This is a genomic window from Saccharospirillaceae bacterium (assembly GCA_022448365.1).
Classification (GTDB): domain Bacteria; phylum Pseudomonadota; class Gammaproteobacteria; order Pseudomonadales; family Oceanobacteraceae; genus Bacterioplanoides.
The window spans coordinates 891,064-905,773 of record JAKVCS010000003.1; the positions used below are offsets into that span (position 1 = coordinate 891,064).

Here is a 14,710-nt window from a genome sequence, read left to right on the forward strand (position 1 = left end):
ACTTCATCAAACGGTTTCATAACAGTGTTGGCGAAATCGGTGCAAAAGGAAATGGCTAAATCAGCCTAATGATTCCCGACTTGAGTGAATCCTCCGATTAACCACTGACAGTCGTTCAAGCCTACTATAAAATTGGCGAATCTGACCCAAAATGCTGCCTGAACCTGACACTAAACTGAGGACGTTTGTTCAGAGGTGTCATAACAAAGTGCCCTGGCAGAAAATCGTTGGCAACGTTCTGTGTATCCCATAAGTTTGAGGTGCTGATATGAAGATTTTAATAGCCGGAGGTTCCGGCGGTATTGGCTTAGCAACCATACATGCCTGCCTGCAACGTTACCCGGACGCACAGATTCACGCCAGCTACCGAACAACCCAGCCAGTATTGGATCATCCAAGGGTACAGTGGCATTTACTCGACATTGATATTAACAACGGTAGTGATAGAGAGCAGTCACTGGCTGACCTGGCGACAAAGTTAGGCAAAATAGATATCTTAATCAACACCATTGGTTTTTTACACAGTCGCGAAAAACGACCAGAGAAAGCCTTAAAACAATTTGATGCCGATTTCTTTCAGCAGAATATAAACAGCAACACCCTTCCCAGCATACTATTAGCAAAGCATTTTTCAGCCGCACTGAAATCTGACAGTAAAAGCGTCTTCGTTTCTTTATCGGCGCGGATCGGCAGCATTAGCGACAATCTTACCGGTGGCTGGTTAAGTTACCGCTGCAGCAAAGCCGCATTAAATATGGCCATGAAAACCATCGCTATTGAATGGCAACGCACTCTGCCGAACTGCTGTGTTTTATTATTTCATCCGGGAACCACCGACACCGGTTTCTCCAAACCGTTTCAGAAAAACCTGCCCGCAGGGCAATTGCATTCTGCAGACGTCACCGCCCATGCACTGCTGGATTTGATTGACGACTCTTCAGCCACGGACAGCGGGCGCTTCGCCAGTTTTGATGGTCATGATATCGATTGGTAGTTTAATGGCTAATCCTTCAACCGTTGCTGCAATGTTTGCCAGGCATCAATCACCGGATGTTGTCCATTTTCATTGCCGATCATCAATGCCGGATTGATTACCCTGCCTTTATTCAAACAGGCTTCTTTTACCAGGCCAATGCCCACCAGCTTGCCCTTAACATAGAAGTTATGACGGAAATAAAAGTACTTATGATCCCAACTGATCAATTGCGTATCGCAACGGAATTTTGCCAGCGGTGAAACCGGGCGCAGATAGGTAAAATCCTGGGCGGCGATCATACGCACCTGATAACGACCCGATTGCGCCAGTCGCGTGCCATGCCAGAAATTAAAACGACCGAGTTCCATAAAGCTGTAAAAACGGTAATTCGGTAAATGATCACGCCAGCCAAGATCGTGCAGCCAGACGCGAAACTGCAGGCTAAACACATGTTGCAGCGGTTTCTTAGTAGTGCCCCAGGAAGCCAACAGCACCCACAACAGACGTCCAAACAGATTCATACGATACATTTCTCACACACAAGCATGAGACGGAGTCTAAGACAGCGAACACAGCAGTCCATTGGCTGATTCGACGCAGTGAGCAGTTAATCCGTTTTATAAGCAACAAGAACGCCGTAACCCAGTAGCCTTTGCTCCCAGGCCCATGTCAGAAAACTGGCCGTCACCTGATATTTGAACCAGAAAAAACGGCCATGACGTGACTGATAACGCGACTTAAAAGCCGTCAGCCAGTTGGCAAAGCCCAGCATCACATTTTGGGATAAGTCGTGGTAACGAATCTGTTGGAACCCGGCACTTTGCAACGACTGTTGTTGCTGCTCAAGCGTCTTAAGATTGTGTTGTGGAATACGCGAAGCAGCCAACATCAAACGCAACAACAGTCGCTGCTTTAGGGTCATCGCTGAGAACGGTTTGAGCAACACCAGATCCGTGAACCCCAGGCATCCACCCGATATTAATAACTGCTGACTGCGTTGCAAAAACGACTGACGGTGAGAGAAATGGTAGATGCAATCGAGCGCCATCACCCGATCAATACACTGAGATCCTAATTGTCGCCATTGCAATTCACTGAGTTCTGCAATATCACCGTAACAACACTGGTTTGCTGCGCAATCATAGCCCTGCTTTCGCAGTCGCTGCTGCGCCAGTTTTGTCTGACTGTGGGATTTATTAAAACCGTGAAGCGATTCGATCCGGTAGTGCTGCAGCCAAAATAGCAGCTGATCGCCGCAACCAAAACCAATATCCAACACGCGGGATTGCGCATTTAACTTTGACTGTTGCGCCAGGGTTGTTGCCAGCGCACAACAGGCATCGGCATATTGTTGTGGCTCCCCATGCAGCATATCAGCGGAGTCCGAAAGCAAATTCACCGGGTCGTCAGTCGATCGCGACCACAACCCCAGATTCCCCCAATAACGGCCAGGCGGATTCAGATACTGCTCAGCCAGGTTATGAAATTCCTGTCGCGCCATGGCTTAGTGTCACTGGATATTGAGTTACGCCGAGTGCCAGGGAATATCGACTCCCAGCGCTTGGGCAATATTAACCGAAGAATCGACCGCCGCATCCAGCAGCGGTATTTTATCCGCCAGATACGAGCCACAAAACCACACTCCGGTCGGGTTGTTCTGCTGCGATTGTCGCAATTGCTGCATCGCTTCACGACTTTCCAAAGTCACCACTGGCCGGGTAAATTCAATCCGGGCCAACAGTTTATCGTCATCCGGTTCAAAGGCTGGATGCCAGGTCTGAAAAATCGTGCTTTGCTGGCGATATTTATCAATGGCTTTGGTCAGATCGACGCTCACCTGCGGACGCTGCTGTCCCTGTTTTGGCAAACAATAACTCACCGCCGAAAAACCTGTGCCCTGCTGCGGCAAAAAGCTGCTGTCGGTATGAATCATCATATCTGAGCGCTCAAAAGCCACCGTATTCAGCAACTGCTTTTGCTGTTCAAAGCCTTGCAACATGTTCGCGGCTTGCTGAGCCTGAGAGGCAATCACTACCTGATCAAACACCTGTACATCGCCATCGGCGCTGTGAACTTCGATACCTTGTTCAGCACAACGAACCGTCTTTACCCGTTTCCCGGTTTGCACCTGAATACCGTCAGTTAATCGCGGCACAATATCGTCGACGCCCTTGCGGGCATTGGTGATCCCAAACTTCCAGATACCACTGGTGAGGTAAACCAGAATGATCTCCGCCGGATAATTCAGCAAGCTCTGATAATCGCAAGTGCACGTGACCGACAACACAGGTAACAACACGGTTTCAGTAAAATCCTCTGACACCTGATGCTGTGCCAGAAACTGCCCAAGCGTCTGCTGCCTGATATCGCTGCTTTGCCTGAGCGCGCGCTGCGCCAACCGTGTGAATTTTTTGTATTGAAGAATTAACTGCCAGGCTTTAGGACGAAACAAGGAACGCAGCTTCGGATAAGAAATATGTCGACCGGCAAACTGAATATTGCCGTAATGCAGAATCTCATTGCCGCTGGCATCAAGGAATACACCCGAGTGATCACCCAACTCAACCTCTACGCCGATATATCGGTACAACGCCATCAGATTGGGGTAATAGCCTTCGCAAAACACCCGTAACGGGATATCAATCCGGTTACGAATACCATCTGCATCGTAATCAATGGTATACACCCCCATACCCACTCGTTCATGACTCTCCAGCAGGGTCACCTGATATTTCTGTTTTAATAACCAGGCGCTGGATAATCCGGCAATCCCGCTGCCTATAACGGCCAAGCGGGGTTTTTCTGCACCAGCAGACATACCAAGACTCCTATGTATTCAGCGTCAACTTACCGCAGAAGCATTACAGCGACAACCCTACCGACAGGTAGGTTTGAGTTGTTGAACCATGGGCGTCATCCAATCCTCGGGCGTAGCCAATTTTAATTGGCAGTAATGCCCGGTATCCCAGCACGATTTCAGTCGTAATTTCGACACCGACACCGGTTAAGGGTGTCGCCTGCTGATATCGAAACCAAGCGCTGCCGTGATCGACAAATATCCTGGCAGAAACATCAGCCAACCCTAACGGGTTTAATCCCCAGTTATCTTCAATTCTTGCTAATGGAAACGCCAGACTCAGGCTCTGACGAAACACCCGGTGACCTTCCTGAACACCACTGCTGTAGCCACGCAAACGGTATTTATTGCGTGCAAATAAACGGCTTTCTTCACCACTGTTGCTGCCGAGTACAAAAGATTCGGCACCCCGATCAGCAACACCACCGGCGAGGTCGTAACTCAAGGCGGCGCGTCCTGGTAAATCAAAGGTGTGGACAAATCGTCCCTGATAGATATGGCCGTCGAACTCTGAGGCAACCATATCGTTAGTTTCGATAATCAGATCGGCATAACTTCCCCAGCCAACGCCTGGAACATCAAGAAAACTCTGACGATTATCAAATGTCGCTGCAACCCCTACCAGAGATTCATCGCGATCCACCGGAAAATCGATAATTTCTTTATGCTCACGTACCAGACCTAAGTGGAATCGCAGCTGATCCTGCCACACTGGCGAGATCATATTGCGTTGCAACAGCCATAAATCATCACGCTGAATATTACGCACCAACTCACCATTCTCTGTGGTGTAACTGCTGACGGTGTCGTGATCACGACTGAATGCAAACGTCCAGCGATTGTCGTACTGATACAACAACTGAGTATTCCACTGTTTTTGTTCGCTGTCGTGATTCACCATCACACTGTAGCGATGGCGACCCAACGCATCGGTCCCTGCCGTAATGACTCCCAAACGATTTTGGTCATCACTTGAGATGGCCACCGGCAACCAGGTATGAGGACGAATACTGTGCCAGAAAGCACGGCTGCGCAGGTTATAGAATTTTCCTGACGAAGCGCCAACATCTGCATGTTCATTATTCTCAAGACCAATATAACGGTAATTGTATCGGCCAGAAAAATCGGCAACATTCCCTGCGGCAATGGGCGCTGGTCGCTGCTGCACGATTTGATAACCGTCATCCGAGTAACGCGCGTATTGCAGCCATTGGCCAGACTTATCAACGATGATCTGAGGGTTAAATACGCCGCTCAGTGTATGGGTTAATTGTCGTAATTCGCCGTTGGCTGGTGTCAGCTGATAAATATTGAAAATCCGATGGTAGTCCGCACTGAAGATAATATCGCCATTGGCTAAAAACTCCGGAGAATTTTCCACCGCACGGGTATCGGTAATTTTTTGCCAGCCCGGAATTAATCGTTGCTGTTCGGAGCCAAGACGACTCAGTTCCAGATTCCAGCCCTGACCACGTCGCTTGATCGCCGCCACGATATCGGCATTGTCATTAACATCAAAATCACCCAACACGTCTCCATCCTGACCACGCCAGATTAACTGCTGCGATATCAGCTGAAAATTACTACCCAGCGTCAACAACATCAATTCACTGATACCGGCGATATTACGAGAGGCAAGCAGCTGACGATTATTAAGCCAACGTGCCTTACGAAAACGCTGATCAAAGGTAATCTGTTGCCAACCATCGTGTTCACGCCAGATAAATAAATCACTCCACATGCGGCCGCTGGCACGGGTTAATAAACGCGCTGCAACCAGGGTACGGTCATCCGCTACGTCAATGTAACGAATGCCTTTTTCCGGCGTTAACAGTTGCGCCCCGGCGGCAGAATCAGAGGGGACAACCTCCAACGCCTGGCGATCTTCACGATTATTACGCAACATCAGCAATTGCTGATCATAATGACTGAAAACTGGCATCACCGGAATTTTCTGAGCCAGAATTTCAATGCTTTCACGGCGCGGCTGTTGCTGCTGTAGACGCTGTATCTCGGGGGAGAATCGGGCAATCAGATACTGTTGATAATCAGACCACAATTGATAAAAATCTTTACGGAAAATTCGCCTAGCGCTGGACTGCTGCATAAAAAACGCAATAACCTGGCCGCTGTAATGCTGCAGGTAATTTCGTACGGCATCCTCGCCGTATTCAGACACTAGAAATTCGATAAAAAAGGCGCCGTACAGATAAGCCCGATTCGTTGGAAAATGACGTCCGGTGACGACCACCTCACCCAACGACAGCAGTTCGCCACTGGCTACCTCCGACCGCATTAACATGCTGTAAAAACTGCTTTGCAAGCGACCATAGCCTGCCTTTTTATCCGTCTCCAGATAAACCGCCAGGCCTTCCAGTAACATCGAAGGCGTTAATGCGTGAGGAAATGGTGAAAGTGGCACTAATACGGGTAGTAATGGTGTACGGCCAAAAATATTACGACTTATTTTTACCGACCCGCGTGCCATCTCAGTGTGTAACACGTGAACGTATTCATGTCGGATTAAACCGTGTAACCAATCATCGCTGCTTTCGAGGCTGTTGACATCTTGCGGCGGTGAACTGTATAGCCGCATCTGAGCGAAAGGAATGGGCGTTGCCCAACCATTGGATAAATCAAATTCATCCACCAGCACCATGCGTGTCGGTTCCGACGGTAACGTGACTTTTCCGGCAGGGCTGGTAAAAAATGGCACCAGTTCTTTGTGCACATCTTCGGCCAGCAATAATGAACGCTGAGCCATCGCCGCCAGTTCTGGCTGATAAAAAATCTCAAAATTTTCCGAGCGCTTGCTTAACCAACCGGACGGCTCCGGCTCACGATCCAAGTCCCAGGCAACCGGCAGCGCTACTGCCTCACTGGAAATCATCACCACAAAACCAAACCAGGCTGCAACGCCAGTCAGAATTCGCGATACCAGAAACAACCACACGTGCATACAAAACAGCCTGTCAGAATTATCCATAGGGGCACCTATGATAAACAACTCAACGACCGCGAACAGCTTGCGCGTGTAAATTGTCTGTCATACGATTTTCTTTTCACGGCTCATTCACAGACCGCTCTCAGGAGGTTGATATGCCCTGGTCAGACCATCACCGTCGTGCCGCACGCTACAACCGCTGGATCAACCATTCGTTGTACCAGGCCTGTATGGCCCTGGATGATCAGCAGCTAAACCGGAATGTAGGATTGTTCTTCGGTTCTATCAATGGTTGCTGGAATCATCTGGTCATTACCGACTTATTGTGGCTAAAACGAATGAGCAATGCTTATCCAATTCTCGAAGAGCTCCGCCATATTGAGTTTCCGCACAAACTCGATGGTCACATCAGCGATGATATTCGACAACTGTGGGCATTGAGGGAAACCATTGATGATGTGTTGATACGCTGGTGTGATTTACTGCGCCAGAATGACGCCACTGCAGTGATTGAATACCGCTCCACAGCGGGCGACGATTACGCCAAAACACTCGATCAGGTGCTACAACACCTGTTTAATCACCAAACACACCATCGCGGCCAGATCAGCGCGGCGCTCAGTGTACTGCAGGTCGATTTTGGCTCAACCGACTTACTGTTTGCTCCCTTAGATGATGAATAGCCTGGCACGCCAGCGACTGCGTAATGGGCTAATGGCGCTGGGGCAGAAACCCGTCAGAGAAAACGCATCAATTCCGCAGCCACAATCCCTGCTATAGCTAACGCAACCCAATGCCAATGGCGGAAGATGGGTTCGGGCAAAGCCGAAGGCTCAACTGCATTCGCTTTATCGTATTGCTGAACCAATTCCCGGCCCTTATCGTAATCGTCGTTATTGACCATCACGCGCACGTAATTCTGTGCCGACAAGTCGCCGATGGCACCGGTCAGATATTCACCTTCGATAAACGCACTGATGCGGTGTTGTTGCATCATGCCCACGATCACATGAGCCTCAAGCATATCGGCCGCATTGTAGACACACTTCATACGCGATTCTTATTGTATTACCGAATTCTCATTATAGATGCCCCGCGACAATCTGTTCAGCACGACCCAGATGGAAACGGTATATCTGAAACGGTCCCTGTGCTTGCATCTCATCCCGCGACACACCAAGCACCTGATGTAATGCAGAGCAGGTAATATAAAGATAACCATCTGCCGCTAAGCTGAAACCGTCCGGCCAGCGCAAATCGACTGTCCGAAGTAATGTCTGTAGCTCACCATCTGGGGTACGCCGAACAATGGCAGAATGCTCCAGATCGGATAAATACAGGTTACCACTGGCGTCGATCGCCATGCCATCCGTCATGGTTTTTTCGCCCAATACCTCAACCCGTGACTCCAGCGTGGCATAGGGTAATTGCTTATCCTGCAGGTCGGCCGTTTTAACCCGATACAAGTTTTCAGCACTGATACCAGCAAAGTACAACCACTGCCCCTGCTGATCCAATGCAATGCCATCCACACCAGGGTTGACGGTAAAAGCGTTAAACAACGTCATAGCACGTCCCTGAACCACAGGCTGGTAATCACCTGCGGAAACGGTATGACTGTCATGCAGATGGCGCCAGCTGTCCTGCTGTTGGCGATCAAACACAACCAGCGCCGGAGTGCGGGCAATCAGGCTGGCATCGGTGATATAAAAGAAACGTCCGTCCGGGCTGATGCGAAAATCGTTAGCGTGGGAACCTAATGGGAAAACGTTGCGTGGAAAGCGATATTCCTGCAGTAACTCGCCAGAATTAATATCGAAAGCCAGAAGGCGTACACGGCTGAGACCATGACGACCGTTATCAAGCAGCCACAGTTCATTATTATGGAGGCGCAGTGACAACACCTCATTCAGTGCTTTTTCGTGTTCACCGCCGGGTTGCCATTGCGCCCCCGGAAAAGCACGGGCAACGCCATCACGCCATTCTGCAACATTAAACTCAGGCCCGGCTTCCGGGTGAAAGGTAAAGAAGATACGACCATTTTCAGCGACGGCGATGTTTCCCGGAGGCGATGGTAACTCCGCCACCAGTTCCAATTCCGTTGAGGGCAGCATGGGTGTTGAGGTCAAATCAGGAAACTGACCGCCGGTAAAATAGGTATAACGTACCCCGGTAAATCCGATAACCAGTAATATAACGATGAACATCAACCAACGAGCAAACATCCGGCATCCTTCTTATTTTTGTTAACTGCGCGCACACTAACAAAGAACGGAACACCTGTTAAGGCAACCGACGCCGAATTATCTCAATCACCCTAAGCGGGTGAGCTATGACGCTATTTAAGGTAAAGTGCACGCCTTTTTTCAGTCGGGAATTCATTATGTCGTTACCGGTGATTTATCAGGACGAGCATCTGATCGCTATCAACAAACCCAGTGGGTTATTGGTTCATCGCAGTGAAATTGATCGCCATGAAACCCGGTTCGCACTGCAGTTGGTGCGCAATATGCTCGGTCACCATGTATTTCCGGTACATCGGCTGGATAAACCCACTTCCGGTGTATTGTTGTTTGCCAAGCGTTCAGAGATCGCCAGCATTGTTGTGGATCAGTGGCGAGAACGAGCGGTTGAGAAACGCTACCTGGCATTAACACGGGGCTATTTACCGGAATCGGTTCACCTCGATAAAGCGATGTCACCACCCGTCGATAAATACGCCAAACACGAAACCATAAAGCCACCGCAAGAAGCCATCACGGATTTCCACCGCCTGGCACAAATCGAATTACCGATTGCCATTGATAAGTATCCGCAGTCTCGCTACTCGCTGGTGGAGGCTATCCCGAAAACTGGCCGTAAGCATCAGATCCGTCGCCACCTGAAGCACCTGGCGCATCCGATTATTGGAGATGCCCGGTACGGCAAAGGTAAACACAGTCGCTATTTTCGCGATCACTTTGAAGCGCCACGACTATTACTTCATGCCTGGCAGCTGACCATGGAGCATCCGGTCACGGGTGCAGAACTGGTATTGACCGCCGAACTGGATAATGTATTTCGCCGCCTGGTGAAGCGTTTTGACTGGCAACAACAGCTACCGAAACCACTGCGGGATTTCAGTGGTGAAGTTGATCCTTGTATGGACGACTTTTTTGTCGAGCGCGACGAACCGACGGCAGTATCCGATATTCCACCGCCTCCGCCGCTGGCGGGATAGGTCCAACTCCCCCGTAACAACCTGGCAGTAGGTCTTCAATTTTCGCTGCCAGAATGAACAATGATCCAAAGCTTCCAGTGGCGGCGAATAACTGACTGTGGATAAAAATCTGGATAGTTTTTTTGCAAACCACTGCAGCCCAATAATCACGCGCCCTGCAGCCAAATGTGCAAAATGGCGATTAAATTTTTCTTTAATATTTTCAATCACTTAAGAAAAACGTCAAACTTGCGACGATACACAAAAATACAAATAATTATCAATATCAATTTAAATTTCCTGTGCATAAGGCCGTTTTTGTCGATTTTGGGCTATTGACTTTGATTCCTTAATTTTCCTTATCTGAAAACCATACGAATTCTTTATGGTGTGCTTTTGTGCCATTGGGTTGCCCACAGTTTCTGTGGATAGTTCTGTGCTTAACCATCATAAAAAGCTCGCAAAGCGTGATAGCGCCTAACCCCGGGTTAAATTGTTCATTTTTTAACCAGCAGAATAATTTCTATATTTTTCAATAGCTTATGAATTGCAATAGCGCTTTAAAGAAAAATTGAAAGAAAATCTCTCGGCTTTGCGGCACTGCTTCGCCAATGTGCATAAGAATTACTGACTGCGCAAAAGTAGTGCCATCAATATGCAATAACCAGGAACTCAGTCAGGTGGAAATCCATTGCATCGCGGATTGCTATTCAGAGTGGTTTATTGGGTAAGTACATACTTCTTCACAGTTTCTGTTGATAAGTTTGTGCAAAAACTATAGAAAACCGCGTTAAGCGCCCGGTTTCAGAGGGTTCACGACAAATTGATGCATTTTTACGCAATTAGAAAAAAGCTTGAAAAACAACAGATTAGAAAACAATCAAACGGATGTGCCAAAATATCGTAGTCTCTGCAGCAACGCTGTCGGACGGTGTTAATAAACTCGGATTCCAAGCTTTAACAACGCTTTCGTCAGCAGATTATCGAGCTGTGCGAGGTCTTGCTCGCGTATCTCGGATACGACCAACCCTGCGGCGGCTAAAGATTCCAATCGCTGCATCTTACGTCGCAGATAATCTGCGCTTTGATGGCCGTTGGGGTAGCCCCAGAATTCTATGATCAGTCCCGATTGCGGCAGATAAAAATCAACCGTTACCGTTTGTGCTGTCGAATCACCAACGATCTGCCCAGCGTCAACAACGCGCTCACAGGCGTAGCTGATACGATGCAGATAACACCAGTTGGCAATCAGTCGCTCGCCGGGGTTGCGACATAGCCGCCCATCAAGACTGCGGCAGTCAGAGTTGTCTGGGTCAAGCTGCGCAATCGCAGCCAGCCAATCGGAACGCTGTTCGATGGCCTGAGGCCAGCTGACGTAGGTGACGCCTTGCTCAGTTTCTTTTTTGACACCACCTAGCGAGTGTCCCGTGGGGGTCAGTTGCCAGCCCGATGCGACCGCTTCTATCCAGCCCAGTTCAGCCAGCAGAAGATTTACCAATCTTGCCGGAGCACCAACCGGTTTCGCCAAAGCGGTGGCACTCAGCTGTTTCGCTTCCAGGGTTGCCAGTAAGCGATGCTGCAAAAGCGATTGTGGCCAGACAATGTAACGCCCGAATTTATCCGATTGCAGATATTCTCCGCCCTCAAATTCGCCTTTAGCTGTCAGCTGGTAATGATGTTTACCATCGTTGCCTTTCTCACGAGTCAGCCATTGCCTTTCGATCAGCCGTTCAAATAATAAGCGGCTATCGATACCCGCTTTTTTAGCCAGACGTGTGGTTGATAATTTTTGCGAATGCGTATCAACCACCGTTAGCACACTCCTTTTTGTACAGTGCCACCAGATCTTTGCGATAGGCGGTACCTTTGGATTCATCCATATATTCTCGCTCACCGTTCTCATTGGTGGTGTAAATGGCATTAGCACGCAACATCTCATCGCGTTTCGCAGCCAGACGTTTGCACAAAGCCGCCTTTCGCTCTTTCGCAACTTTGGCCTTAGCGCGTTTTTCTTCACGCTGTTGACGCTCTTGCGACAGTGTTTGCAGCAGTTGTTGCTGGCGCCGGACACGCTCTGCTTCGCTTGCTAATGGTTCGTTCGTAGGACGAGGTGCAATTTTTAACTCTACTTTCTCAGCCGCTACAGGTTTGTTACGAGGCGGCTGATCGCCAAAATGCACTTTGCCATTATCGTCAACCCATTTGTATACCTGAGCCTCGACAACTCCTGCTGTCAGCCAAAAACTGAGCAGCAGGGTAACTGTGTAATTCATTGCTATTAACTTCCTTTTATACCTGATAGCCATGGGCCGGTTACTTTGCGTCATTGCGGCCCGGTGACTGGCCACACTCCTCCAGCAAGGTCTGCCAGGCCTTAACATGGCGAAGATTCATTTGCTCAAACTGCTGTTTCTCAAGCTTCAGCGACTCGTACCATAACAAAAATAATGGGTGAGCCGTCTGCTCGCTATTGAGTTCTTTTGCTAATGATTTAACCGCATTTAATCGCGGCCATAGTTCGTTACCGAAATTATAAATACGACCCAGGTACGGCTGAATCTGAGCCACATAAAACTGATTAAAAACATTACGCAAATATTCAGCCTGTTTCTTCTCAACACCGTCGCTACACAGAGTTTTCTTTTGCTGACTCTGCTCAAGCATCGAGGCAACACGGTATAAGCTCAGCGTCATAACTCTCAGACTGTTGCGCCAACGACTTAACGATTCAGCCAGATGTAACTGCTGCAGTTGCTGCTCCATATCAGAATCGGAATAGTCATAGGCCTGCTGTTGCCAGTTAGCTCCCTGATCCAATGCATAATCTAACGCTACCAATCCCGGTCGAATATGACCCGGTGTCGCCCCGCCCAGCTCCATCAAATCTCGACTGCCGGAAATATACGCTTGCCACTCAGCCTCCGCAAACCAGGCGTTCCACCAGATTTTTAATGCCTGCTGACGTTTTTGTTGCAGTGCCTGATCCAATAATTGCGCCAGATCAGCATTACTGCTTTGCAATGTTTCGATGCAGGCCGGTGCCAGCAACATGAAATCCCGTTCCAGATGCATTTTCTGACTGGCGGGTGCCAGCTTCCCTAACTGACTGTTTTTGTAACCCAGAGACTGCGCCAGTTCGCAAGATTGCAGCTTCAGAAAATCCAACAACGAGACCTTTCCGGATTCGATAAGGTAACTTTGTTGCTTCACCTGAGTCAGTGGCGGTGGGGTGTTAAGAAATTCGGGGATATCCGGCACATTTTCGGAAGTCACCCGCGCGATTCGTTCAAGATAGTCCTGGGCTATTTCATCCGGGGAAGGACTACAGGCAGCCAACGTCAGAGACATAAGAACTAACAGCAATTTCATAGATTTACCGTCCGATACTGGCAATCAATATTCCCTACAGTGTAAAAGTTTATTGACCAGACGAACAGTCAGCGCCGTCAGTATTCAAACAAACAGTAGTGGCTTTCTGACATGAGAATGGCGATCCAATATTGATCAACCACCGTATTCTGACAAGCTTGGTAAAGACGGATTAAACATCGCAATCATACAATGGCAAAATTTCCCATTTATTGCATAATAAAAGAATGAATCAGCTGCAGACTCCTTCCCGTTTGTTATCCGTGGTTCGCACCATTTTGCGACCACTGGTCCATTTGTTACTCCGCTATCAGGTAACGTTTCCTGTGCTCATGCCAATTCTCAAGCAGCTATACGTGGATGTGGCAGAACATGACTTCCCTATCGACGGTAAAAAGCAGACAGAAAGCCGTCTGAGCCTTCTGACTGGCATTCACCGTAAAGATGTTAAACGCTTACGCCAGCAGGCTGCAGAGCATATTGAAGTGCCGGTCTCAGTCTCACTCGGAGGTCAGATGGTGGCCTATTGGCTCAGCACTCCGGGCTATCAGAAGAAAGGCAAACCTCAACCGCTATTACGCCAGTCACAAACACCGGGGGACATCAGTTTTGAAACTCTGGTAGAAACCGTTGGTCGTCAGGATATTCGCCCACGCGCGGTCTTGGATGAATGGCTGCGTCTCGGCGTTGTGCGGGTGATAGAGAGAAGCGACAGTGACGATCACATCGAGTTGTGCAATGAAGCATTCATTCCACGCGACGGCGAGGACGAAAAATTATTTTACTTCGGACGAAATTTGTCTGATCACATTAAAACCAGCAGCCACAATTTAATGCCCAACAACAATCCGTGGCTGGAACGCAGTGTATATTACGGCAGTTTATCGGCTGAAGCCGTCGAAGAATTGCATCAATTCTATCGCGAGCAGAGTATGGAACTGCTGAAAAAAGTGAATGAAAAAGCCCGCGAGTTAAAACAAACCTCGCCCGGTCACTGTCGAATGAATGCCGGCGTTTATTATTGCCAGGAGCGCAATGAGGAAAATAATGAAGATTAACATCGCGATATTTCCTATGCTGCTGTTAGCCATTATGAGCGCTCAGGCAGGTACTGAAATAGAAGGCATTGGTGGAACCGGTCAACGGCCAGGCGAGGATGGCTTTGGTGGCACCGGTAAATCAGAGGATACTCAGCGCCCGGAGTTCTTGCAGCGTCCTGAAACGTTGGAATTGCCGGTACTGGAAAGACCGCACCGTCCAGAAACATTGCGTCCTGAAATCATACGCCCGGATACCGGTGAAATATCTGATGACGCCAGTGAGCCGCCAGCCGGCGATCTACGCCGATAATTCAATACTGATTGA

Annotated in this window: 14 protein-coding genes; 5 read left to right on the forward strand and 9 right to left on the reverse strand. The window is 48.9% G+C overall.

The features are described from left to right. Positions 1-268 precede the first annotated feature (268 nt). Positions 269-994: an SDR family NAD(P)-dependent oxidoreductase gene (locus MK185_07770; protein ID MCH2040515.1), complete on the forward strand. Its 726-nt coding sequence runs from the start codon at positions 269-271 to the stop codon at positions 992-994. A gap of 8 nt (positions 995-1,002) precedes the next feature. Here MK185_07770 and MK185_07775 read toward each other — a convergent pair whose 3' ends face one another. The 4 genes from MK185_07775 to MK185_07790 form a co-directional block, all read right to left on the reverse strand. Beyond that, complete coding sequence (locus tag MK185_07775; GenBank protein ID MCH2040516.1) at positions 1,003-1,497, reverse strand: thioesterase family protein; 495 nt, start codon at positions 1,495-1,497, stop codon at positions 1,003-1,005. An 86-nt stretch (positions 1,498-1,583) separates the two neighbouring features. Next, on the reverse strand, positions 1,584-2,477 hold the full coding sequence (locus MK185_07780; GenBank protein MCH2040517.1) for a class I SAM-dependent methyltransferase: 894 nt from the start codon (positions 2,475-2,477) through the stop codon (positions 1,584-1,586). A 24-nt stretch (positions 2,478-2,501) separates the two neighbouring features. Next, positions 2,502-3,794, reverse strand: a complete 1,293-nt coding sequence (locus tag MK185_07785; GenBank protein MCH2040518.1) for an FAD-dependent oxidoreductase — start codon at positions 3,792-3,794, stop codon at positions 2,502-2,504. Positions 3,795-3,837: 43 nt separating this feature from the next. Next, positions 3,838-6,819, reverse strand: coding sequence for a hypothetical protein (locus MK185_07790; protein ID MCH2040519.1), 2,982 nt, complete (start codon positions 6,817-6,819; stop codon positions 3,838-3,840). 113 nt (positions 6,820-6,932) lie between these two features. Between MK185_07790 and MK185_07795 the strand changes: the two genes are divergently transcribed. Continuing rightward, positions 6,933-7,460, forward strand: a complete 528-nt coding sequence (locus tag MK185_07795; protein MCH2040520.1) for a DinB family protein — start codon at positions 6,933-6,935, stop codon at positions 7,458-7,460. Positions 7,461-7,513: 53 nt separating this feature from the next. Here MK185_07795 and MK185_07800 read toward each other — a convergent pair whose 3' ends face one another. After that, entirely contained in the window at positions 7,514-7,828 is a 315-nt protein-coding gene (locus MK185_07800; protein ID MCH2040521.1) for a DUF2007 domain-containing protein, read from the reverse strand. A 31-nt stretch (positions 7,829-7,859) separates the two neighbouring features. Next, a complete protein-coding gene (locus MK185_07805; protein ID MCH2040522.1) occupies positions 7,860-9,002 on the reverse strand; it encodes a major royal jelly family protein in 1,143 nt (380 codons plus the stop codon). A gap of 158 nt (positions 9,003-9,160) precedes the next feature. On the opposite strand from MK185_07805, the gene MK185_07810 reads away from it, so the two are divergent. Continuing rightward, positions 9,161-9,997 carry a pseudouridine synthase gene (locus MK185_07810; protein MCH2040523.1) on the forward strand — a complete coding sequence of 279 codons (837 nt, stop codon included), beginning with the start codon at positions 9,161-9,163 and terminating at the stop codon, positions 9,995-9,997. A 913-nt stretch (positions 9,998-10,910) separates the two neighbouring features. On the opposite strand, the gene MK185_07815 is transcribed toward MK185_07810, so the two are convergent. Genes MK185_07815 through MK185_07825 form a run of 3 tightly spaced genes read right to left on the reverse strand, consistent with a single transcriptional unit; the run spans position 10,911 to position 13,345 of the window. Further along, positions 10,911-11,786 carry a hypothetical protein gene (locus MK185_07815; protein ID MCH2040524.1) on the reverse strand — a complete coding sequence of 292 codons (876 nt, stop codon included), beginning with the start codon at positions 11,784-11,786 and terminating at the stop codon, positions 10,911-10,913. Continuing rightward, a complete protein-coding gene (locus MK185_07820) occupies positions 11,779-12,249 on the reverse strand; it encodes a DUF4124 domain-containing protein (protein ID MCH2040525.1) in 471 nt (156 codons plus the stop codon). Before MK185_07820 ends, MK185_07815 begins: the two co-directional genes overlap by 8 nt. 40 nt (positions 12,250-12,289) lie before the next feature. Continuing rightward, on the reverse strand, positions 12,290-13,345 hold the full coding sequence (locus MK185_07825; GenBank protein MCH2040526.1) for a DUF3080 domain-containing protein: 1,056 nt from the start codon (positions 13,343-13,345) through the stop codon (positions 12,290-12,292). Between the two features lie 227 nt (positions 13,346-13,572). Here MK185_07825 and MK185_07830 point away from each other — a divergent pair, with 227 nt between their 5' ends. Then, positions 13,573-14,403: a DUF6502 family protein gene (locus MK185_07830; GenBank protein MCH2040527.1), complete on the forward strand. Its 831-nt coding sequence runs from the start codon at positions 13,573-13,575 to the stop codon at positions 14,401-14,403. Beyond that, entirely contained in the window at positions 14,393-14,695 is a 303-nt protein-coding gene (locus MK185_07835; GenBank protein MCH2040528.1) for a hypothetical protein, read from the forward strand. Before MK185_07830 ends, MK185_07835 begins: the two co-directional genes overlap by 11 nt. Positions 14,696-14,710 lie beyond the last annotated feature (15 nt).

Bases quoted from the DNA above. Each gene is read 5' to 3' on its own strand.
- MK185_07835 (MCH2040528.1), top strand. From the start codon at position 14,393: ATGAAGATTAACATCGCGATATTTCCTATGCTGCTGTTAGCCATTATG.
- MK185_07780 (MCH2040517.1), bottom strand. From the start codon at position 2,477: ATGGCGCGACAGGAATTTCATAACCTGGCTGAGCAGTATCTGAATCCG.
- MK185_07800 (MCH2040521.1), bottom strand. From the start codon at position 7,828: ATGAAGTGTGTCTACAATGCGGCCGATATGCTTGAGGCTCATGTGATC.
- MK185_07830 (MCH2040527.1), top strand. From the start codon at position 13,573: ATGAATCAGCTGCAGACTCCTTCCCGTTTGTTATCCGTGGTTCGCACC.
- MK185_07795 (MCH2040520.1), top strand. From the start codon at position 6,933: ATGCCCTGGTCAGACCATCACCGTCGTGCCGCACGCTACAACCGCTGG.
- MK185_07820 (MCH2040525.1), bottom strand. From the start codon at position 12,249: ATGAATTACACAGTTACCCTGCTGCTCAGTTTTTGGCTGACAGCAGGA.
- MK185_07785 (MCH2040518.1), bottom strand. From the start codon at position 3,794: ATGTCTGCTGGTGCAGAAAAACCCCGCTTGGCCGTTATAGGCAGCGGG.
- MK185_07770 (MCH2040515.1), top strand. From the start codon at position 269: ATGAAGATTTTAATAGCCGGAGGTTCCGGCGGTATTGGCTTAGCAACC.
- MK185_07825 (MCH2040526.1), bottom strand. From the start codon at position 13,345: ATGAAATTGCTGTTAGTTCTTATGTCTCTGACGTTGGCTGCCTGTAGT.
- MK185_07790 (MCH2040519.1), bottom strand. From the start codon at position 6,819: ATGGATAATTCTGACAGGCTGTTTTGTATGCACGTGTGGTTGTTTCTG.
- MK185_07775 (MCH2040516.1), bottom strand. From the start codon at position 1,497: ATGAATCTGTTTGGACGTCTGTTGTGGGTGCTGTTGGCTTCCTGGGGC.
- MK185_07805 (MCH2040522.1), bottom strand. From the start codon at position 9,002: ATGTTTGCTCGTTGGTTGATGTTCATCGTTATATTACTGGTTATCGGA.
- MK185_07810 (MCH2040523.1), top strand. From the start codon at position 9,161: ATGTCGTTACCGGTGATTTATCAGGACGAGCATCTGATCGCTATCAAC.